Annotated in this window: 21 protein-coding genes; 3 read left to right on the top strand and 18 right to left on the bottom strand. The window is 42.8% G+C overall.

What is annotated here, in order from left to right; genetic code table 11:
* The first annotated feature begins 5 nt into the window (after window positions 1–5).
* Entirely contained in the window at window positions 6–746 is a 741-nt protein-coding gene (locus CHH91_RS11945; RefSeq protein ID WP_095223682.1) for a glucose 1-dehydrogenase, read from the top strand.
* Window positions 747–782: 36 nt separating this feature from the next.
* Here the strand turns inward: CHH91_RS11945 and gdh are convergent, their stop codons facing one another.
* The 11 genes from gdh to CHH91_RS11895 all read right to left on the bottom strand — a co-directional run bounded on the left by gdh (window position 783) and on the right by CHH91_RS11895 (window position 12,343).
* Entirely contained in the window at window positions 783–1,568 is a 786-nt protein-coding gene (gene gdh, locus CHH91_RS11940; RefSeq protein ID WP_095223681.1) for a glucose 1-dehydrogenase, read from the bottom strand.
* 16 nt (window positions 1,569–1,584) lie between these two features.
* On the bottom strand, window positions 1,585–2,445 hold the full coding sequence (locus CHH91_RS11935) for a GRP family sugar transporter (protein ID WP_095223680.1): 861 nt from the start codon (window positions 2,443–2,445) through the stop codon (window positions 1,585–1,587).
* A 93-nt stretch (window positions 2,446–2,538) separates the two neighbouring features.
* Window positions 2,539–4,272, bottom strand: coding sequence for a thiol reductant ABC exporter subunit CydC (gene cydC / locus CHH91_RS11930; RefSeq protein WP_286160770.1), 1,734 nt, complete (start codon window positions 4,270–4,272; stop codon window positions 2,539–2,541).
* Window positions 4,259–5,980: a thiol reductant ABC exporter subunit CydD gene (gene cydD, locus CHH91_RS11925; RefSeq protein WP_095223678.1), complete on the bottom strand. Its 1,722-nt coding sequence runs from the start codon at window positions 5,978–5,980 to the stop codon at window positions 4,259–4,261. Before cydD ends, cydC begins: the two co-directional genes overlap by 14 nt.
* Window positions 5,980–6,996: a cytochrome d ubiquinol oxidase subunit II gene (cydB, locus tag CHH91_RS11920; RefSeq protein WP_095223677.1), complete on the bottom strand. Its 1,017-nt coding sequence runs from the start codon at window positions 6,994–6,996 to the stop codon at window positions 5,980–5,982. Before cydB ends, cydD begins: the two co-directional genes overlap by 1 nt.
* Window positions 6,983–8,383 (bottom strand): cytochrome ubiquinol oxidase subunit I, encoded by a 1,401-nt coding sequence (locus CHH91_RS11915; protein ID WP_095223676.1) that lies wholly within the window; start codon window positions 8,381–8,383, stop codon window positions 6,983–6,985. Before CHH91_RS11915 ends, cydB begins: the two co-directional genes overlap by 14 nt.
* Window positions 8,384–8,610: 227 nt before the next feature.
* Window positions 8,611–9,147 carry a nucleotidyltransferase family protein gene (locus tag CHH91_RS11910; RefSeq protein WP_095223675.1) on the bottom strand — a complete coding sequence of 179 codons (537 nt, stop codon included), beginning with the start codon at window positions 9,145–9,147 and terminating at the stop codon, window positions 8,611–8,613.
* 23 nt (window positions 9,148–9,170) lie between these two features.
* Window positions 9,171–9,641 (bottom strand): GNAT family N-acetyltransferase, encoded by a 471-nt coding sequence (locus CHH91_RS11905; RefSeq protein ID WP_095223674.1) that lies wholly within the window; start codon window positions 9,639–9,641, stop codon window positions 9,171–9,173.
* Window positions 9,642–10,078: 437 nt separating this feature from the next.
* Entirely contained in the window at window positions 10,079–10,945 is an 867-nt protein-coding gene (locus CHH91_RS11900; RefSeq protein ID WP_095223673.1) for a GAF domain-containing protein, read from the bottom strand.
* A 141-nt stretch (window positions 10,946–11,086) separates the two neighbouring features.
* On the bottom strand, window positions 11,087–11,227 hold the full coding sequence (locus CHH91_RS20600) for a hypothetical protein (protein ID WP_176465774.1): 141 nt from the start codon (window positions 11,225–11,227) through the stop codon (window positions 11,087–11,089).
* A gap of 117 nt (window positions 11,228–11,344) precedes the next feature.
* Entirely contained in the window at window positions 11,345–12,343 is a 999-nt protein-coding gene (locus CHH91_RS11895) for an acrylyl-CoA reductase family protein (protein WP_095223672.1), read from the bottom strand.
* 232 nt (window positions 12,344–12,575) lie between these two features.
* Here CHH91_RS11895 and CHH91_RS11890 point away from each other — a divergent pair, with 232 nt between their 5' ends.
* Together CHH91_RS11890 and CHH91_RS11885 are read left to right on the top strand one after the other, a co-directional pair.
* Window positions 12,576–13,424 carry a YitT family protein gene (locus CHH91_RS11890; RefSeq protein WP_095223671.1) on the top strand — a complete coding sequence of 283 codons (849 nt, stop codon included), beginning with the start codon at window positions 12,576–12,578 and terminating at the stop codon, window positions 13,422–13,424.
* Between the two features lie 281 nt (window positions 13,425–13,705).
* Window positions 13,706–14,716: an STAS domain-containing protein gene (locus tag CHH91_RS11885; protein ID WP_095223670.1), complete on the top strand. Its 1,011-nt coding sequence runs from the start codon at window positions 13,706–13,708 to the stop codon at window positions 14,714–14,716.
* A gap of 57 nt (window positions 14,717–14,773) precedes the next feature.
* Here CHH91_RS11885 and CHH91_RS11880 read toward each other — a convergent pair whose 3' ends face one another.
* From CHH91_RS11880 to CHH91_RS11855, 7 genes are all read right to left on the bottom strand, one after another.
* Window positions 14,774–16,093, bottom strand: a complete 1,320-nt coding sequence (locus tag CHH91_RS11880; protein ID WP_095223669.1) for a GntP family permease — start codon at window positions 16,091–16,093, stop codon at window positions 14,774–14,776.
* A 36-nt stretch (window positions 16,094–16,129) separates the two neighbouring features.
* On the bottom strand, window positions 16,130–17,410 hold the full coding sequence (hisD, locus tag CHH91_RS11875) for a histidinol dehydrogenase (RefSeq protein ID WP_095223668.1): 1,281 nt from the start codon (window positions 17,408–17,410) through the stop codon (window positions 16,130–16,132).
* Window positions 17,411–17,531: 121 nt separating this feature from the next.
* Window positions 17,532–18,518 carry a LacI family DNA-binding transcriptional regulator gene (locus CHH91_RS11870; protein ID WP_095223667.1) on the bottom strand — a complete coding sequence of 329 codons (987 nt, stop codon included), beginning with the start codon at window positions 18,516–18,518 and terminating at the stop codon, window positions 17,532–17,534.
* A 139-nt stretch (window positions 18,519–18,657) separates the two neighbouring features.
* Window positions 18,658–19,068, bottom strand: a complete 411-nt coding sequence (locus CHH91_RS11865) for a GNAT family N-acetyltransferase (protein WP_095223666.1) — start codon at window positions 19,066–19,068, stop codon at window positions 18,658–18,660.
* Window positions 19,065–19,226 (bottom strand): hypothetical protein, encoded by a 162-nt coding sequence (locus CHH91_RS20595; RefSeq protein ID WP_176465773.1) that lies wholly within the window; start codon window positions 19,224–19,226, stop codon window positions 19,065–19,067. Before CHH91_RS20595 ends, CHH91_RS11865 begins: the two co-directional genes overlap by 4 nt.
* A gap of 225 nt (window positions 19,227–19,451) precedes the next feature.
* Entirely contained in the window at window positions 19,452–19,739 is a 288-nt protein-coding gene (locus CHH91_RS11860) for a hypothetical protein (protein ID WP_095223665.1), read from the bottom strand.
* A gap of 84 nt (window positions 19,740–19,823) precedes the next feature.
* A complete protein-coding gene (locus CHH91_RS11855; protein WP_095223664.1) occupies window positions 19,824–20,408 on the bottom strand; it encodes a hypothetical protein in 585 nt (194 codons plus the stop codon).
* Between the last annotated feature and the right edge of the window lie 105 nt (window positions 20,409–20,513).

Here is a 20,513-nt window from a genome sequence, read left to right as displayed (position 1 = left end):
ATGTAATGGATTTTACAGACAAAGTGGTCGTCGTAACTGGAGCAGGAAATGGAATCGGAAAGGCGGTTGCTCTTCAGTATGCCGCTAAAGGAGCAAAAGTAGCTGCAGTTGATCTGGATCATGCAGCTGCCGAACAAACTGTACAGGAAATGGCAGGAGAAGGACTCGCCCTTCAGGCCGACATGCGGAATCACCAGGACGTGACTGACTTTATGAAGCAAGCCTTTGACCATTTTGGACAGATTGATATTTTGATTAACAACGCTGGTATCAGTGCATTCAAGAATATGTTTGAACTAGAGGTCGAAGAATGGGATAGCATCATCAATACAAATTTGCGCGGCACTTTCCTAGCCAGCAGAGAAGCTGCAGGATATATGAAACAAAGCGGAAAAGGCGGCTCGATCGTGAATATTGCATCGACTCGTGCAACCATGTCGGAACCTGATACGGAAGCATATGCTGCTACTAAAGGCGGCATTGTCGCTCTTACGCATGCACTTTCTATGTCATTGCAGGATGACTACATTACGGTAAACAGCATCAGCCCAGGCTGGATCGAAACGAAGGAATATGATAGCCTGCGTCCTATCGATCATGATCAGCACCCATCAAAACGTGTCGGAACACCATCAGATATCGCCAGAGCATGCATATTCCTGACATCAGCTGAAAATAACTTCATCAACGGTGAAAATATTGTTGTAGACGGCGGCATGACACGCAAAATGATTTATGAACATTAAAAAGACAATGCCCATGGGGCATTGTCTTTTTAATGTTCAGCCTCTTCCTGCCTGGAAGCTTGGATACTTGGTCATACCGCCATCTGCAAATAATGTTATACCTGTCACGTAGCTGGATTCATCAGAAGCAAGCCACACTGCAACAGCTGCAATTTCTTCTGGCTTTCCGATATAACCCATCGGAATCATGCTCTCTACATCTGCTTTTTGCTTTGGATCTGCGAATTTCTCAGCATTGATTGGCGTATTGATTGCGCCTGGTCCGATATTGTTCACACGAATTTGTTTCGGAGCATATTCCAGTGCCAATGTTTCGGTCAAGAGCTTCACCCCGCCTTTACTAGCAGCATAATGTGCAAACAATGGCCAAGGAATCATTTCATGTACACTGGACATATTGATGATATTTCCTTTTACATCATTTTCAACAAAATACTTCAATGCTTCACGCGAGCCTAAGAAGGCACCTGTCAAATTCGTTCCGATAACTCGGTCCCAATCCTTCAGCGGCAATTCATGGGAAGGAACCGGGTTTTCGACACCAGCATTATTAATCATGATATCCAATTTACCAAATGAATCGATGGCTGTCTGAACAAGTTTTTTAACGTCCTCTTCCACCATTACATTTCCTTGTATAGCTACTGCATCACTGCCGCTGTTTTTGATTTCTTGGACTACCTCATCAGCTTTCTCGCCATTATTGTAATAATTCACCACTACTTTGGCACCTTCTTGGCCAAAGCGCAAAGCCATAGCTCTCCCGAGACCAGTAGATGAACCTGTGATGACGACTACTTTCCCTTGCAAACTTGGATACATAAGAAACTCTCCTTCATTATGATTTTGTATAGCCTAATAGGAAACCGGCAACAACGATCAGGATGATACCGATACTGATACTGATCAGCTGGCCCCTCGTTTTTTTCTCTCCTAATATGAAAATACCGCCAAGCGTGGATATGACGATTCCCATTTGAGATAAAGAAAAGCTAGTCGCTACGCCTACGCGCGGCTGTGAAATAAACAAAAACATATTTCCTGTCGCCCATATCAAACCTGGAATGATGTTCTTTATGGTGTAAAAATCATACGGTCTGTATTTCACCGTCAGGATGATTCCGCCTGCAACCATGCCGACAGCCTGCGGGAATAAAGCTGTCCATCCATCGACACCGAAGAGTCTGGCTATGACAACGTATACGAGGTAGCCAACTGTTGAGATGGTGATGAAAATCAGACCTTTTCGGAACGCTCCCCGGCTTGCCTCGTCCGTCTGTTCTCCTTTAGCACGTTTGGAAGTGAGCATTGCACCAATGATAATGAGCAATAATGCCAGAATTCCGAGAATGACAGATCTTGCTGTATTCCATTCACCGAAAACAATCACTCCAAATAGGGAAGTGGAAACAAGCTGCGCACCAGTCGAAATCGGCATCGTTCTGGAAACACCGATTGCATGTACGCTTTTTAACTGGAAGGTTTGACCAAGTGACCAGAACACCCCAGATAAAAACCCAATTAAGAAGATGAATCCAGTCAATTCAGGCCTTACGAAGAAATACAGTACAATCGAGAGCAACAATGCACCGATAGTCGTACCGAGGATTTGGTGATAAGGGGTCCCGCCAAGCTTGACATTGAATAACACGATACTGCCCCAGAACAATGCAGGCAGGACGGCAAGAAGGATATCCATCACGTCACTCCATTTCGATTTTGCTTTACCGGTAGTATGATGAGCTTTCTATCGATTTATGCATAAAAAAATCCAAAGCTTTAAAGCTTTGGATCACACATGCTGGAATGCCGTCGGCCGGTCCAGCTCGTATAATTTGCGATAATGCGCTGATTCCTGCAGCAATTGTGCATGTGTTCCGCGCATTTTGATTTTTCCTTCTTCCATGAATATGATCTCATCCATCTGTTCCATTCCGACCAGATGATGTGTTACCCACAGCAAGGACTTACCCGTCAGGCTATTGAAAATCGTATCAAGCAGGTCTCGTTCAGTGATCGGATCAAGTCCCACAGTCGGCTCATCCAGCATGACAATCGGTGTATCCTGCAGCAATACCCGTGCCAGCGCAATACGCTGACGTTCTCCGCCAGAAAAGCGCTGCCCGGTTTCTTGCATGGATGTCTGATAGCCTTCTGGCTGACTGGCTACTAAATCATGCAGTTTGACTTGTTTCATAACAGCTTTCACTTCTGCTTCGGTGGCTGTTTCATTTGCCAAAAGCAAGTTATTCGCCACACTTGTATAGAAAAGATACGGATTTTGATTCAATACAGAAACAAGTTTTGTCATATCAGGACGAATGGATGATGCTTCATATCCATTGATTTGTACAGTCCCGGAATCTGGTAACAGCATCCCTTGCAAAAGCTTGAGCAATGTTGATTTACCCGCTCCACTCTTACCGATAATGGCAATCTTTTTACCTTGTGTCAGTTCGAGAGATAGGTTTTTGATAACACTCCCCTGCTCTTCATATCCAAAATCCACACTATTCATAGTCAGCTGTACATTTTCGAAAGAACCTTCATAGGCTGCAGCCTCAACGGTTGTGTCCTGATCTGATTCCAGCTCGGTGACACGATTCAATGATTCCTCATACCGTGGGTACTTTTCCACAGCATTCGAAACAGGTAGAATCGCCTCGGACAGCGGAATGATGACAAGTACAAATGCAGCAATGAATACATCTGCTATTCTTCCATCCGTGAACAGACTGGCACCGAAAGCAAGCATCGTGACCAGCATGGCAGCAACAACGATTTGTCCGATGAATTCACGATAATATGACCAGTTCTTCGACCGTTTATCAGCTTTGTCCTGTGTTTCCTGACGTTTGAAAAAGCGGCTGAAGAAATGCTGTTTTTGTCCGCTCAAAAGCCAGTCATGTATACCAAGGAAACCATCTGTTACATATTGATACAGCTGGTCCTTATCCTTTTTGTATGCCTGATTGGCCGCACGCATATGCAAAAGTGAGAAAATCGGCATCACAACAACCAGCACGAAGAAATAAATCGCCATAAGTAAAGCGAATCCAATACTAAAGTAACCGAGTGCACAAATACTGATCACATATAGAAGGACAGCGGATGCAGTCGGCAGAATCGTACGCAGATACAAATCCTGCAAGCTTTCGATATCCTCCGCCAATATACCGAGCACTTCTCCCGTTTTCATCGACTTGCTCGTAGCTGCCTTCGGCTCGACCAGATGATAAAGCCTAGTCCGCATCTTTGCCAGCACGCGGAGAATGAAATCATGACTCACCAGTCGTTCGGAATAGCGGAATACAGAGCGACCAAGACCAAATGCCCGAACGAGTACAATCGGTACGTATACGAGCAGGATGTTTTCCGGCCGAAGTGATGATTTAGAAATCAAAAAGCCAGATGTGAACATCAATGCCGCAGCTGAACCTACTGTCAGCATACTCAGCAGCAGAATGGTCAGCATGCGATATTTATATTGTTTAACATATGGCATGATCCAGTCACGATGCTTCATGATTATCCCCCATTTGTGCTTTCAGTAAGCGGACATATTGGCCGCGGTTTGCCATTAATTGTTCATGCGTGCCACACTCCGCTATTCTTCCGTTATCCATGACAACAATTAGATCCATTTCCTGCATCCAATGAAGTCGATGCGATGCAAAGAACAATAATTTTTCTGCAGCAAGCTCCTCGATGACTTCTTTTAATTCATATTCCGTTTCAATATCAAGCTGTGCTGTAGGTTCATCCAAAAGGACAATCGAACGGTCACTCAAAAATGCCCTCGCCAAGACAACACGCTGTGCCTGACCGCCGCTTAAGTTACGGGCTCCTTCCCCAATCAAGGTGTCGGATCCTTCAGGCAGCCTATCAACAACATCCCTTAGACCAGCATGACCAATCGCTTCTTCCACTCGTTCATCCGAAGCTTCCGGCGCATAAAATCTTACGTTGTCCTTGATGCTGCCTTGGAATATGAATGGGTGCTGCGGAATGTAAGCTGTTTGTTTCTGCCAAGCTTCAGCTGAGAAGTCCACAGGCTTTCCATCCAGCTCCATTTGACCGGAAACGGGATCAATAAACCCGCTCAGCAAATCAATGAATGTTGACTTACCGGCACCACTTGCTCCAATTAAACCTACCTTCTGATTCCCTTTGATGCTTAGCTTTATGTCAGACAAAGCAGGACGATCATTGTCGTACATAACAGTCACATCATTTAAAACAAGCTCACTGTCTTCTCCCCAAGCACCTGCTTGATTTCCTTTATGCTTCTCTTTGGCAACCTTGATAACAGCAAGCATCTGGTCACCTGCATCCTTACCATCCAACGTAGCATGATAATCATTTCCCACCTCACGAATCGGAAGAAAATATTCTGGCGCAAGCAGGAGGATCATCAATGCTGGCTCCAGCAATAGTGTTCCATCAATCAACCGCAGACCAAGTGTCACGGCGACGAAAGCGATTGCAAGCTGCGTGAACAAATCCAGCGCAAACGAGGAAAGAAACGCAATCCGCAATGTACCTAACGTGGATTTACGATACTGTCCGCTTACTTTCTCGATCGTCTCACCGTGTTCCTTGCTGCGACCGAGGAATTTCAACGTTTCCAATCCTCTTAACGAATCCACAAAGTGATTGGAAAGCATACGATAAGCCTTCCACTGACTGTCCATTTTCTTCTGTGCGGCTAAGCCAAGCAAAATCATAAAAGCGACCAAGATAGGAATGGTAACTAATAAAATGACAGCAGAAATACCATCGTGCAGCCAGATATAAACTAGTACAAGCCATGGCGTAATCATATTGGAAACGAGCTTTGGCAAAAACAGCTCCAAATAGTCGCGTAGCTTACCTGCTCCCTCCAGCAAAAAGGTAACGAGATTCCCGGTTCCTTCCTGTTTTGTGTAGCGCGGTCCCAGCTTGAATACACTTTCCAAAAATGCTTTTCGCATATCCTTGACAGTTGCTTCTGCAAAGCGGAAACATATTTTTTTTATGATGAGCTGCAAAAGCTGCCTAGCAAGAAAGGCTGCTATAAAGCAGCCTATCAGTGGTATTTGGGAAACAAAGCTTTCCCCATGGAATAGGTGCGTGATGGCCTCCGCCAGCCATTTCGCTTGAAAGATAATGGCCACAGCTTGCAGCAGCGTCAATGCGGATAGCCCTACCAGCACCGTTTTTATTCCCTTGTAAGCCATTAAATTTCTGCCCATTAGTATTCCATATGCTCCTTATGATCTACACGTTTACGGAAAACGTAGTAGCTCCAAATTTGATAGCCTAACACGAATGGCAGCAATGCCAAACTGATATAGGTCATGACTTTCAATGAATAATCTCCTGATGATGCTGACTGTACAGTCAAGCTGTAAGCTTCACTGATAGAACTGATCATTACCCGAGGGAATAGACCAATGAACACAGAAGCAATCAACAGGATCATGATTAAACCAGACATCAGGAATGCCCAGCCATCACGTTTTCGTGTGATGAAGTAGCCAGATGCGATATACACAAGAATACCGACCATGAATAGATACTCTAAAATATTTCCATGGACACTGAACATATCTGTCTTAAAAAATGTCATTCCAAGGAATGCAACCAATAAAATTGCGTTGATTGGCAGCAATTTTTTTGCTGCACTGCGGCAGCGTTCACGTAACGTATCCATTAAACGTAGTGTTCCGAAGATAAGACCGTGCCATACGCAAAGCATTGTCAACGTCACACCGCCAAGAACTGTATAGACATTGATGACATCGGACACACCAGCATGCATGTGCATATTCTCGTCAATCGGTACACCTTGGATCAACGCAGTGAACATGATACCGAAAACAAGCGGCGGAATGATACTGCCGAAGAGAATCACCCAATCCCAAGTCTTGCGCCACGTCGGGTGCTCCGCTTTGCCTCGGAACTCGAAAGCCACCCCGCGGCCGATCAGACCGAACAAAATGAAAGCGAAGCAAAGATAAAAACCGCTTAGCATAGACGCATACCAGTTCGGAAAAGCTGCGAACATCGCTCCGATAGCTGTGATGAGCCATACTTCATTCGCATCCCAATATGGGCCGATCGAATTGATGAAAGCGCGTTTTTCCAAATCATCTTTAGCTACAAATTTACTTGCAATCCCGACGCCGAAGTCGAAGCCTTCCAGGAAGAAGAAGCCAACGAACAAAACAGCGACAAGGATAAACCAAAATTCATTAAGAGAAAGCATGTTGACCCTCCTTCGTGAATGGGTCTGCGATTGGTTCTGTTTCTTCTACATCATGCTCCGGCCCTTTTTTGATTTCACGGACGAACAAAGTAATCATGACCGCGAACAGAATCAAGTACATGGCCGAGAAAGTGATGAGGGAGAAAAGAACTTCTCCAGCTGTGACACCAGCACTGACCGCATCCTCTGTTTTCATATATCCAAATACAACCCATGGCTGACGACCGATTTCAGTCATGATCCAACCAGCAGAGTTGCCGATAAACGGGAAGCTGATTGCAACGATCATCAAGCGCAGATACCATTTGCTATTAACGAGTTTTTTACGTGCATAAAGATAAGCACCCCAGATAGATAGAGCTAAAACTGCTCCGCCTAGTACCGTCATGACACGGAAACTCCAGAATGTCGTTTTGACAGGCGGGATGTAATTGCCAGGTCCGTATAGCTCTGTATAACGTTCCTGCAAGGAATTCATGCCTTCTACTGAACCGCTGAATGTACCATAAGATAAGAAACTTAACATATAAGGGATTTTAAGTTCTCCCGTATTTTCCTTCGCTTCGGTATCGATATTGGCAAATACTGTCCAAGGTGCAGGATCGGCACTGTCTTCCCAAAGACCCTCACTGGCAGCCATTTTCATTGGCTGTGTTTCCACAAGATATAATGCCTGCTCATGACCGGATAAAGCGATACCGATACCACTGATCAAAGCGACAACAATAGCAACCTTAAAGGAACCTTTATAGAATTCCACATGTTTCTTACGCAAAAGAGCTATGGCACTAATACCAACGATGAATAATGCACCAGTCGCGAACGAACCGAAGACTGTATGCGGGAATTCGACCCAAAGCTGACCATTTGTCATGATTGCCAGAAAGTCATTCATCTCAAGTCTGCCATTTTGCAATACTTCTCCGACTGGATGCTGCATGAATGAGTTCGCAGACAGAATGAAGAATGCAGAGAAAATCGTACCTAGGGATACAAGCCAAATACATAATGCATGCACCCATTTTGGCAAGCGATCCCAACCGAAAATCCACAGACCTAGGAAAGTGGACTCCATGAAGAATGCCAGCAGCGCTTCAATAGCAAGCGGTGCACCGAAAACATCCCCTACAAAACGGGAGTATTCCGACCAGTTCATCCCGAATTGGAATTCCTGTAATATACCGGTGACAACACCGACTGCGAAGTTGATCAGGAATATATGTCCCCAGAACTTCGCCATTTTTTTATATTTATCGTCTTTTTTGACAACATACAATGTTTCCATGATTGCAATGATGAATGCCAATCCTATACTTAACGGAACGAATAGGAAGTGGAACAACGTCGTTGATGCAAATTGGATACGCGAAAGCTCTACAACATCCATTTTGCCGCCTTCTTTCTTTTCATAATTTTATCGGAAACTATGTGAAATTAGTCACAATGTCCTGTTACATTTAGTATACTCCTGTCTTCCTATTTGGGATTGTGAAATATTGAACAATTTGTGGCGTAATCGTCACAGCTTTGTTAACAAACAAAAAAATCCCTTTAGAAAGGGATTTTCAAGTAGTAGCTATGAATTTATTTTGACTTAAATTGAGTTCTGTTTCTTCATATTGTTAATAAATCCTGAATTGCCGCGGAGGCACCTTCCGGTAATTCAAATTCGAGTGCTTGCTGTAAATAATGCCGATCCTTTAGCCCGCTACTGCGGAAGTATTGCTCCATTACAGAACGTTTACCTTCTTTTCCGGGCAACAGCCAGTACATAATGTACCATGCCTCCATACTGCTTAGCGGCAGTACACCGGCAATTGTCTGATCCCTTACAGCAGTAAAAGGCATCTCTAAAACATTACCTCCATAGGAAACGGCAAAACCTGCCATCAAGTCCACTTGTACACCATCTGACATAGTGAAGGTTGTACATGACTTCGTTTGAAACCGGTCCTGCGGCAGCTTATCTTCCGATATGACCGCCATGTTTTGAAGTGTTCTTTTTGCACGGGCAAACTGCTCAGGCTCTACTAGTATATCCATATCATTTGGACTAACTGGCAGCCCTTTTAAGTACAGCAGCAGTGAACCCCCAACAGCATAAACTATCTCATTCGCTTCCAGCAGCGTTACGATTGGTTTGACGTGCAAGAGTTCGCCTTCCTTTCGTTACATTATAAATCCTTGATATACCAAACATCACAAGCATAATGTTCTGTTTCGCTCAGAGGCCTGTCCAAACGCTGAAAGCCTGTCTTCAGATAGAAACGATTTGCTGCAGTCATGTTGCTCAGCGTTTCCAAGTAACAGCGACTATAATGCTGGCTAGCAAAAGTAAGTGCTGTTTGCAGCAAATCGTGTGCAATGCCTGTCCCGCGTGTATTCTTGGCTGTATACATCTTCTGGAGCTCACAAACTTCCGGGTGTCCTTCGATCGGACCAATACCGCATCCGGCAACAATCGTTCCTTCCTCCTCCACAACCCAATACTTCGAACCTGGCTGCTGATACAAGGAATAGAAACGACCTAAATCTGGATCACTCCAAGCTGTTCCAGGCTTATCGGCACCGAACTCCTTTAAGCAAGTCCGAATCAGCTGCTCGACTTGCTGATTATCTTTTTCTTCAATTTCCCTGATTCTCATACTTCCACCTCATATGCTTTCCTTTCGAAAATCGGCTCGTTACTTAGAGCCATTCCGTCATGCTCCGGATCTGATTCGTACTATGTAAACGCGCATACTCCTGCAATACTTGGATCAGCAAGCAGTATTTCCTTCTGTTTAGGTACCCTCCTTATTTTACCATTATCCAAACAAATGTATAGAGAATACAAGGTATACAGAAATACAAAAACGCCGCAAATTTTCCTTGTTCCTGCATTTGTACCTTGATAGCATGATAGATAACGCCTCCTGAAACAAATGCATAAGACTTACCAAGAAGCCAGCCTGCCGCTGAAAACCCCAGCTAAGATGAAACTTGTTAACAGCGCTACACTTCTCCCTTTCCATCAATTGCCAAATTCATTCAAATCTGGTCCCAACCTAAAACAAAAACCAGACAAATATCCTTGTCTGGCTTACAAACTATCACGTTTTTCCAATTTTAATCCGATCTTATTCAATGCACGCTCCAAATTGGCTTCAATAAGAATGTCCTTTAATTCCATCTGCAGAGATAATGCTTTCAATGCTAAATCCGGATGGAATCCGGTCAGAATAGGGGTCACACCGATAAGCTTCAGCAAGGTGGCTATCTTTAGCAGTGAGCTGCTCACCACATGATCAATCTGTGAGATACCAGATAAGTCGATGACAAGATAGTCCAAATTCAGCTCCAGACTCTTTTGCAGAGATAGCTGAATTATTTTTTCTGCTCTATCTTCATTGATGAATCCGATAATCGGAAGCACTGCTACCCCAGAAGTAATCGGAACAAATGGTGCTGATAAATTTTGTATCTGCTTGTTTGCATTATCAAGCTCAAGTACAAAAGTCATAAGCGAAGCCATCGTTTCAAATAGTCGGATGTGTTCCTCTGTAAACGGAAATGAGTTCGAGTCAAGTCCGCAAATGGTTCCATAATTCTGTCCGTTCTCAAAATAGATCGGAATCCCGATAAAGCTGCCGCCTCCAAGATTCTTTGCTACCTCAAGCGAGTGAGAAAGTTCGCTTTTCGCCAAGTCGGGAATTATTAGTATTTTTCTCCCGTGATCCACACTAAGCTTGCATAATGTTTCACTAAAGGGAAGCTTTTCTCCTTCCTGGAGGAGCGTCTCTTTCTGATTTACAACTTTGATGATTTCATTATGGACGCTATCATTTTTAGCGATAAATAGTGTATTAATCTTCACGAATTCACTGATAATATCCAGCACACCCTGTGCCGCTTCATCGAAATTATCAAAAGCACTTACACTTTTGGTCATCTCCGCAACTGTTTTCATTTCCAGTACCTTTCTCCTTAAGCATCATTCGAATATCATACCTTTACCCTAATCAGCTAATGTTATAACCCATTTTATGAAGAAAAGTTAGTAATATTGTCACATAAAAAAAGCACGCTGATTGAACAGCGCGCTTTTTACTTAATTAGCCTTTTTATATGCTTCTGTCTGAGTTTCCGTCACATTTGCAAATTGTTTTTCGTCTTGTTTGACCATCTTCATCCAAGTTGCAAAACAGCCAACAACACAAGCCACCGCGAACACAATTAATAGATAAATCATTTTGTGCACCTCACATAGTCATTTGATTATGATTATGCCATGATTGATCGCAGAGGAAAACAATTTGTGACGACGTTCACAAACAGTTCAAATTTCACTGACACACAAATGTCACACTCATTCTCCGATACGGACAAGGTATCTGCCTCGGGCATGACCTTTCAATAAATTAGGTAATGCATCTGGCAATTGCTCCAGTGTCAAATCTTCTATCACGAATCGTTCCAAATCTCCTGGGTTAAAAGCGGTTGCCAGCTGCATCCATACTTTATCGCGAGTTGGTTTCGGGCAATAGACCGAATCAATTCCAAGCAAGTTGATTCCGCGCAGGATGAATGGGAAGACACTAGTCGGAACCTTACCTCCTGCTGTCAATCCGCTCACTGCAGCAGATCCATTATACTTGAGCTGGCTGAGGACCGCCGCTAAAGGTTCTCCGCCAACAGGATCGACTGCTGCTGCCCATTTTTGGCTGGCAAGCTGTTTGAGGTTGCCGTCATACACCTCATCACGCGAAATAATACGGGTAGCGCCAAGCTCCTTGAGGTATTCCTGCTCCTCTATTTTACCTGTGCTTGCTTCCACTTCGAAGCCAAGCTTGTACAATATAGCTACAGCGAAGCTTCCGACTCCTCCGGTCGCTCCTGTAACAAGTACTGGTCCGTTTTCTTTATTCAAACCATTCTCCAACAAGCGCTGAACGGAAAGTGCAGCTGTAAACCCTGCTGTACCAATGATCATTGCTTCTCTCGTCGTCATCCCTTCCGGCACTGGGACAATATATTCGGCTGGCACCCTTGCGTACTCGCTATAACCACCATGACGAGCAACCCCGATTTCATAGCTCGTGGCAATCACTTGATCCCCCGGCTGGAATCGCTCATCTTCGGAAGTGACAACTTCTCCAGCTAAATCTATCCCCGGTACGATCGGGTAAGACTTCACTACATTTCCATTTGGTATCGTTGCTAGGCTATCTTTATAGTTGACGCCAGAATAGTGGACCTTGATTAATACTTCTCCCTCCGGCAACTGGTCAACGGTCAATTCCTTCACCTGGACCGAGAAGTCTTCTCCCTGTTTATCTGCAATTAACGCTTTAAATGTTTCATTCATCTGCATACCCTCCTACTATCTACATACTAATCTTTTTCATAATCAGACACAATTTATGCGCATTTTGCTAAATATTTCACTTTTCATATTCCATTACCCTTTCTTTATCTGCAATGAAACCGACAGATATTCTTTCAGAATCTTGTCAAGTAATATGGCAAGCTATAATGCAGTGTGATATAATCTCGTGGTCTATCAGAGAAGAAACAACATTATAAAAGGGGGTTATCAGATGAAACAGATAAAGCAGCACTTCCTCAAAGACCTCGTATTCCTCATAGCTGGATCCTTTCTATTTGCCCTGGCAGTGAATATCTTCGCTATTCCAAGTGAGCTGGGTGAAGGCGGTGTAACAGGTGTTACTATAATCTTATTTTATGCTCTTGGCTGGGCTCCGAGTATCATGAACTTAATTTTGAATGGACTCTTGCTTATCATAGGATATCGATTCCTAGACAAACAGACTGTTTTTTATACAATTATCGTCGTCATACTCAATTCTATTTTCCTTCATATAACTGAGAGCTGGGAAATAGCTTCTGATCAAGTACTAGTAAACGCAGTTTTCGGCGGTTTATTTGCAGGTGTCGGCATTGGACTTGTACTTAAAGTAGGCGGCACGACAGCAGGCACTGCAATTCTTGCCCGTCTTGCGAATAAGTATCTTGATTGGAACACTAGCTTTGCCCTGCTGTTCTTCGATTTGATCGTAGTGGCAGCTTCATGGTTCATCATCGGTACTGAGAAGCTTTTGATTACTGTAATTATGCTATATATCGCAACTAAGGTAATGGAATTCGTGATTGAAGGGTTAAATCCAAAGAAAGCTGTGTTCATCATTTCCAATCAGAAAGATACGATCGCCAAAACAATTTCCACGCAGCTCGACAGAGGTGTTACGCTGCTGGAAGGACGTGGGTATTATACACAGAACCAGAAAGAAATTCTGTATGTTGTCATCAATAAACAGGAACTGCTTCCATTGAAGAAAATAGTCCGCTCTATCGATACGAAAGCATTCATTACGTTATACGACGTACGAGACGTTTTCGGTGAAGGATTTATGGATATTACAAAATGAGTCAAGGGCGTGTCCATTCGGCACGCTCTTATTTTATACATATTCTCCTGTGCAGTTAGCCAACGGTAATTATCGTACGTATTACTCGTAAATCGTATTAAGGATTATGGATTGCATGCCAGCAACCATCCATAATATGTGCTATTGTTAGTATATTGGCACGATATAGAGAAATGATAGTATAGACTTACTGCGTGACCGCAAAGAACTGGCATTGTATCTACATAAAATTTATAATGATACTTGGACTATAATTCGCCCGAAAAAGGAGTACGGAACCATTGGACAAGATAGAAATTGGCGGCCTCCAGTTTGGTTGGGAACTGGATAAAGGCAGATTCATATATGAAGAACAAGATGCAGTACTATTTTGGATTTCCAGTGCTATGCGTGAATTTTTTGATACCATAGAGGAGATTTCCGGAGAAGAGGTTTCCAACCTTGTTTTTGAAACAACAGGATATCGGCAAGGAATTGTTGTTGGAGAGTATTTCCAAAACAAACCTGATGTTGGAATCCATAAAGCTGCGGAACTCATTACAAACACGTATGCTTCAGCAGGCTGGGGAAGGACTATAATCAAAGATCTTGATCCCGAAAACCATACATTGACAGCAGAGCTGGTTGACAGCTGGGAACATAAAATAAATGTTTCTCAAGGAAAGACCGAAGGCGGCCGCTTCTTGCCAGCCCATTACGCTGGCATCTTCAGCGGTATGTTCGGAACAAATGTGTGGTATAAGGTGGAGCATTATCAATTGGAAGGCTATCAAAGCACCATCATCCATTACTTTCCTTCAGATGTTACAGTTTCAGAGAATATCCATCAGTTAGCACGGAAAAAAGAATCACAGAAAATCATGGAATTGGAAGCGACTGTCGAAGATAAGACAAGGGAATTGAAAAAGCTGGTGCGTGATTTATCATCACCGATCATTCCTGTACTCGATCATGTTGTTGTCGTTCCCTTGATTGGAAAATATGACGAAGAACGATCCGAGGAGCTGCTATTTAAAACGCTCGAGAATTTGCCTGCATATAAAGCAAGATACCTGCTCCTCGATTTGACAGGACTGGATAAGGACGTCAGCCAGTATACCGCGAACCTTATAAGCAAGGTTGGATCGGCTTCATCCTTGATTGGTACGCAGACATTACTTGTCGGAATTTCACCTGAGCTTGGCTTGCAAATTACCAACTCCGGCATCTCACTTGCAACATTCGACTGTTTCCAAACATTGCAGCACGGGATTCATTATGCTTTAGGGCAAATGGGTAAACAGATCATCTAATGCTAAGAGCCCCTTCAATAATGAAGGGGCTCTTTTTTGTATCTATGCGGACAACTATTAAATGCCTAATCCCAAACTAAATAATAATACAGCTAAGATAACTGCTGCTAATGGAACGATTACTGTCATTGCTCCAAATGCGGGATATGCATCTCGATGTGTTTCGCCCGCAATCGCTCTTATCGTAGTAACGGCATAACCTCCGTGCGGCAGAGAATCTAAAGTACCGGAAGAAATTGATACCGTCCTATGAAGAGCTTCTGGATCTACTCCTATATCCAAATAATGCGGAGCCAAGATTGGCAAGGCTATCGATTGGCCCCCTGATAATGAACCAGTCAATCCCGCAATAACCATTACAGCTAATGCTCCGCCTATTAATGGTGATCCTGGAATACTAGTCATAAAGTTCACTGCATCATCGAAAGCTGGGGTTATCTTTGCAACTCCGCCAAAACCGACTACTGCTGACGTGTTACCGATTGCAATAATTGCTCCAGTCGTACCTTCACCCACTGCATTCCAGAAGTTCCTAAAGTACTTTCTGTTTAATAACCATGTAGAGATAATCCCGCCAAGCAAAGCAAGAATCAATGCTGACTGGGCTAATGTATTATGGAAAGCAAAAGCAATAATTAAAACTATTAATAATGGAATTATGCTTTTTAACGGATTCGGGAGATCTTTTCTTATTTCTATTTGATCTGCATCTCTTGCAATGAAACGTTCCCCTTTTTTAGTGGCTTTTCTGATCATTTTCATCAGCCACCAATACCCAAAGACAATCATGAATACAGCTGTCAGTATACTGACTTCCCACCCTGCATAAGGACTTGTTCCGAGAAAGGGAATCGGGATCCAGTTTTGTATCTCAGGTGATCCTGCAGATGTCATTGTAAATGTGGTAGAGCCGAACGCCAATGCTGCTGGTATGAACCTTCTTGGTAAATCCGCTTCCTTAAATAAGCTGACCGCCATCGGATATACTGCAAATGCAACTACGAATAAACTAACCCCGCCATATGTCAATACAGCAGATGCGAGTACTATTGCAAGTACAGCATGCTTAATTCCTATCTTTGTGATAATCCAATGCGAAACACTATCAGCTGCTCCGCTATCTTCCATCACTTTCCCGAAAATAGCACCGGCCAAAAACATAAGGTACCAAGAGGTGATGAATCCGGCAAAACCATCCATATAGCCGGTTATAAAATCTACCTGACCCTCATCGGCAAACTGAGGGAATATTGGTATACCATTCAAAATTGCCACGAATAATGCAGATATCGGTGCGACAACTAACAGATTCATACCTTTCATAACTAGAATCGTCAGTAATACTAAACCACCAATAAGACCTATCATACTTAACATAGTGGTCACCTATTCCCATAATTGAAGTGTGATTTCTTAGTTTGATTTGTATTTTCTCACTCTCAGTAATGCTTGTTCTGCATGACCAGCGAAGTTCTCCAGCTGACATAGTCTAGCAGCATATTCCCCAATAAAGGCACTTTGCTCTTTGGATTCGATCCGCTGATAAGTAACCGTTTTCAAAAACTTACCGACCCAAAGTCCGCCAGTATATCGAGCTGCCCCTTTAGTTGGTAACGTATGATTTGTTCCTATAACTTTGTCACCATACGCAACATTTGTTTCAGGTCCGAGGAATAGACAGCCGTAGTTTTTCATGTTCTCCAAGAAGAAATCAGGATTTTTAGTAAGTATCTCAACATGCTCAAAAGCCAATCTGTCTGCTTCTTTTAACGCTTCTTGCTCATCTTCTACAATGATTATTTGTCCATAATCATTCCATGAGACACTTGCCACATCCGCAGTTGGAAGAATCTTTAACTGTCTTTCAATTTCTTCTACAGTTTTTTCAGCTATTTCTTTAGATGTAGTAATCAATGCACCAGGGGAAGTTGGCCCATGCTCTCCTTGTCCGAGCAAATCTGTCGCAATAAATTCTGGATCACTTGTTTCATCAGCAACTACTAGTGTTTCTGTCGGACCTGCAAAAAGATCAATACCTACACGACCATACAGCTGTCTCTTCGTTTCGGCTACAAAAGCATTCCCTGGTCCAACAATCATATCTACTGGCTCCATCGTTTTGGTACCAATTGCCATTCCCGCCATAGCTTGGATACCGCCTAGGATATATATCTCGTCCGCTCCAGCCTTATGCATCGCATAAACAGTAGCCGCAGGTACTTCACCATTAATCGGTGGTGTACATGCAATCACTCTATTAACGCCTGCTACTTTAGCCGTCAATACACTCATGTGAGCAGAAGCAACCATTGGATATCGTCCGCCTGGGATATAGCAGCCCACACTGCCAACCGGGATATTTTTGTGCCCCAGAATTACTCCCGGCATCGTTTCCACTTCAATATCTTTCATTGATTTTTTTTGTTCCTCTGCAAAACGTCTGATATTATTCTGAGCGAATTCAATATCCTGCTTCGTTTGTTCAGGTATAGAAGCGCAAATTTCCTCGATTTCTTCTTTTGTAAGACGGAAGCTTTCTGGTGTCCACTTATCGAACTGAAGAGACAATTCTCTGATTGCTTTGTCCCCTTCCTCCTCAATCCTTTGGATCGTTGATCTGACTATCTCTGCAATTTTCTCATCATCACGCTTAATATCTTCGTCAACTTTACCTTGTTTAAAATAAACAGCCATGCTAAATCCCTCCCAGTGAAATGAATACGTATGCAAAACACCTAACATGAATTTGCATACGTATGCAAAAATTAATTACAGTCAGTATATTAATTGAAACGCTTTCATTTGTCAAACTATTTTATCTTGTTGTTGTCCTGCGAATGAACTTTCCCTCTAATTTGATGAATTCGGGCCCATGCTTTTCTTCTTTCCGTGTAATCAATTCAATTGTTGTTTCTACCATTTCCTTGATTGGCTGGGCCCAAGTAGACAAAGAGTAATTGGGCCAAGAAGACATCTTTATATCATCAAAACCAATAACCATTGTTTGTTCAGGTACGTGAACGCTGCATTCTTTCAAGGCATCTAATGCTCCTAATGCTGTTATATCATTTGCACCGAATATTACCTCCGGCGTATTACCTTTTTGAATCAGATCCCGTGTAAGAAAAAAAGATTTCTCGTAGGTGTAATCGCCTTCCAAAATAGTGATGTCAGTATTTTTGTCTTTAAAGAATTCAGTAAAACCTTTCTGTCTATCACGGCTTGTTGATGTGTTCACTTTTCCAGTGATAAATACTATGTCCTGTACTCCTAGATCGTAAATGTAGGCACCTATTTTCTTTGAAGCATTTACATTATCGCAAACAACGGAATGGCACTCGAGATCCTTATCATGACGGTTAAATAATATAACTGGAATGTTATTTGCTTTAAGACGGGTTACAACATTTGACGACAAAAGTGCATCAGTCACAATTATTGCTTCCACATTGTATTCTAGGAAATGGTTGATCTCTTCTTGCTGGATTTCCTCATTCTCCGTATACACAAATAACACGGAATACCCCTTTTCCTTAAGCTTTTTAGTAAACAGACCTAATACTTCATGGTAGAAGGGATTTTGGATATCTTTCATAGCCAAGCCGATCATATTTGTTTTCTTAGTAATGAGTCCGCGAGCCAAGGCATTAGGCTGATAATTCAACTCTTCAGCAGCTTTCATTACTTTTATCCGGGTTTTTTCGGATACACTAGCACCTGGTGTAAAAACTCGTGATACCGTTGACTGTGATACATTTGCTAATTTAGCGACTTCGATAGCTGACGTTATTTTTGTCTCCATTTAAATTCCCCATATCTGATTTCTATTGGTGTCTTGCTTGTTTTTGATCCTAGTAGAATCTAGATGTAACAGCAACTAATCCTTTTTGCTTTCCAGTATCATCCGTACAAAAGGATATACATCACCATTTGTGGACTGATCAAAGTACTCCGTCTGCTGGAAACCAATTCGCTCGTACAACGTAATAGCCCGCTTGCTTGAAACCAGCTACGGCAAGACAGATCTTTTTCGGATGATATGCTTTTGTGATGTAATCAACCAGAAATGACACAAAATCTTTCCCGTTGCCTTTCCCGGTCAGATCAGGCCGCATACCAAATCCAATTTCTACTTCCTCCTTTTCTGATTCGATACTGCAAAATCCGATGACCTCTTCCATCTGTGTCACCACAAAAACTTTTCCTTCTCTGGCTGCAGGGTCGAGGAATTCAGCCATGTCTTCTTCATCTTGGTCCATATCATAAAAAGCATAGATACCTTCATATCTCCATGTGTTCGCAATCGATACTGCCTGTAGCTGTGTCATAGGTACAATCTGATACTTTGTCATTTTCGCTGTCTCCGAGCTGCTTGCCATTCTGCCATATATGCCTGCTGCCGTCTTCGGTTGTACGTTCTGAATACTAGATAGATACCGGTGATAACTCCTATCACAATCACCAGAATAAGCGCAATGATGGCAACGGTATAAAAGGATATTGCTGTCATGGGATTTTGACCTCTCTATCTCAAATTTAATTCCATTATAGATATAAAACATATGGAAAACCAAGAACATCTTACAAATTATAGCTTCGTACAGTTACAGGGATTAATTTGACTAGATAGGAAGGCTAGCTTGAAATAATTCCAAACCGCCACACAATATCTTTGTTTGTAGTTGATATGCACACAAAAAGCCAGCTATGAGATAAGTTCATAGCCGGCTTAGGTTCATTTGTTCACTTTTTCTTCTGCTGCTTTGATCTCTTCTTCAGTTGGTGTGATTGTATTAGCCACCCATTCTTCCCGATAATGGTGGTCCAATGCAGTCAAGCCTTTCTCTGCGTCGTCTTTTTCAGCATCCGGACTAGGAATCTTATCCTCTCGCTCTTTCCCCTGCAAATTCGATCCAGTCACGTCCGGATCATCCTTCTTGCGTTTTAAATATGAAAAGGTACCTGCTGCTGCGGCTACTGCGACTGTTCCTCCTGCAATCCATCCAATATTCGTTTTCTTCATCTTGTTACTTCCCTCCACTCATTTGTGATGATTCAGTAACGCTCTGATTATATATTCCTTGTTTGCGCTTTCTTCAAACTAGAATTATGCTTCCTGCTTCAGTTCGAACTCCACAAGATTTTCTCCTAGGACACTGAGTGTAATATGATTGTCACTCATATTGATATAGCCATATTTAGAACTGGAAGTATCTGTAATACTTTGTCTGAGATTGCCTGGCACCTTCCGCTCGCCATTTTTATAGCATGTATAGATGTGATCGATTGTCACATCCGGTATATGCAGGACATTCTTCAAATAGTAGACTGCCACTGTATTGAACTTGATATTAGAATTCACTTCATATCGCTCCAGGAAATCACGGAATGGTTCCACACCGCTTTTACCTAGCAGGTCAAGATCTTTCACCATGCTATAGGAGTCCTTATTCCGGCGGATCGGACGCTTCTTGATTGATTGGACTCGATTGGAGTCGACGACCGATATGTGCTGTACTGTTTCTGTTTCTGGTTCCTCTGCTGCTGCCGCTTCATATCCAAAACCTTGCTCCCCAAGATAGCTCTTTACCATTATGTCGAAAACCTTGCCTTGCAGATTTTCCGGAAACTTCTGTATCACTGTCGAAATGCGTTCCATCTCTGCCACTAATGCCTCGTACGACGTCGTCATAATTCCCCTCCTATAGCCTTTTTCTACTTGTTTCTCGATTGATTGTGCTATTTCCTGCAAATATTTCAATTTTTCTATATTGAAAGATTCCCTAAGTTACCATTC

Source organism: Virgibacillus sp. 7505 (assembly GCF_002272135.1).
Taxonomy (GTDB): Bacteria; Bacillota; Bacilli; order Bacillales; family Amphibacillaceae; genus Terribacillus.
The sequence above is the reverse complement of the archived record's forward strand: the minus strand, read 5'-3'. Positions and strand labels throughout refer to the sequence as shown.

Bases quoted from the DNA above. Each gene is read 5' to 3' on its own strand.
- CHH91_RS11945 (WP_095223682.1), top strand. From the start codon at position 6: ATGGATTTTACAGACAAAGTGGTCGTCGTAACTGGAGCAGGAAATGGA.
- gdh (WP_095223681.1), bottom strand. From the start codon at position 1,568: ATGTATCCAAGTTTGCAAGGGAAAGTAGTCGTCATCACAGGTTCATCT.
- CHH91_RS11935 (WP_095223680.1), bottom strand. From the start codon at position 2,445: ATGGATATCCTTCTTGCCGTCCTGCCTGCATTGTTCTGGGGCAGTATC.
- cydC (WP_286160770.1), bottom strand. From the start codon at position 4,272: ATGAAGCATCGTGACTGGATCATGCCATATGTTAAACAATATAAATAT.
- cydD (WP_095223678.1), bottom strand. From the start codon at position 5,980: ATGGGCAGAAATTTAATGGCTTACAAGGGAATAAAAACGGTGCTGGTA.
- cydB (WP_095223677.1), bottom strand. From the start codon at position 6,996: ATGCTTTCTCTTAATGAATTTTGGTTTATCCTTGTCGCTGTTTTGTTC.
- CHH91_RS11915 (WP_095223676.1), bottom strand. From the start codon at position 8,383: ATGGATGTTGTAGAGCTTTCGCGTATCCAATTTGCATCAACGACGTTG.
- CHH91_RS11905 (WP_095223674.1), bottom strand. From the start codon at position 9,641: ATGAGAATCAGGGAAATTGAAGAAAAAGATAATCAGCAAGTCGAGCAG.
- CHH91_RS11900 (WP_095223673.1), bottom strand. From the start codon at position 10,945: ATGAAAACAGTTGCGGAGATGACCAAAAGTGTAAGTGCTTTTGATAAT.
- CHH91_RS20600 (WP_176465774.1), bottom strand. From the start codon at position 11,227: ATGATTTATCTATTAATTGTGTTCGCGGTGGCTTGTGTTGTTGGCTGT.
- CHH91_RS11895 (WP_095223672.1), bottom strand. From the start codon at position 12,343: ATGAATGAAACATTTAAAGCGTTAATTGCAGATAAACAGGGAGAAGAC.
- CHH91_RS11890 (WP_095223671.1), top strand. From the start codon at position 12,576: ATGAAACAGATAAAGCAGCACTTCCTCAAAGACCTCGTATTCCTCATA.
- CHH91_RS11880 (WP_095223669.1), bottom strand. From the start codon at position 16,093: ATGTTAAGTATGATAGGTCTTATTGGTGGTTTAGTATTACTGACGATT.
- hisD (WP_095223668.1), bottom strand. From the start codon at position 17,410: ATGGCTGTTTATTTTAAACAAGGTAAAGTTGACGAAGATATTAAGCGT.
- CHH91_RS11870 (WP_095223667.1), bottom strand. From the start codon at position 18,518: ATGGAGACAAAAATAACGTCAGCTATCGAAGTCGCTAAATTAGCAAAT.
- CHH91_RS11865 (WP_095223666.1), bottom strand. From the start codon at position 19,068: ATGACAAAGTATCAGATTGTACCTATGACACAGCTACAGGCAGTATCG.
- CHH91_RS20595 (WP_176465773.1), bottom strand. From the start codon at position 19,226: ATGACAGCAATATCCTTTTATACCGTTGCCATCATTGCGCTTATTCTG.
- CHH91_RS11860 (WP_095223665.1), bottom strand. From the start codon at position 19,739: ATGAAGAAAACGAATATTGGATGGATTGCAGGAGGAACAGTCGCAGTA.
- CHH91_RS11855 (WP_095223664.1), bottom strand. From the start codon at position 20,408: ATGACGACGTCGTACGAGGCATTAGTGGCAGAGATGGAACGCATTTCG.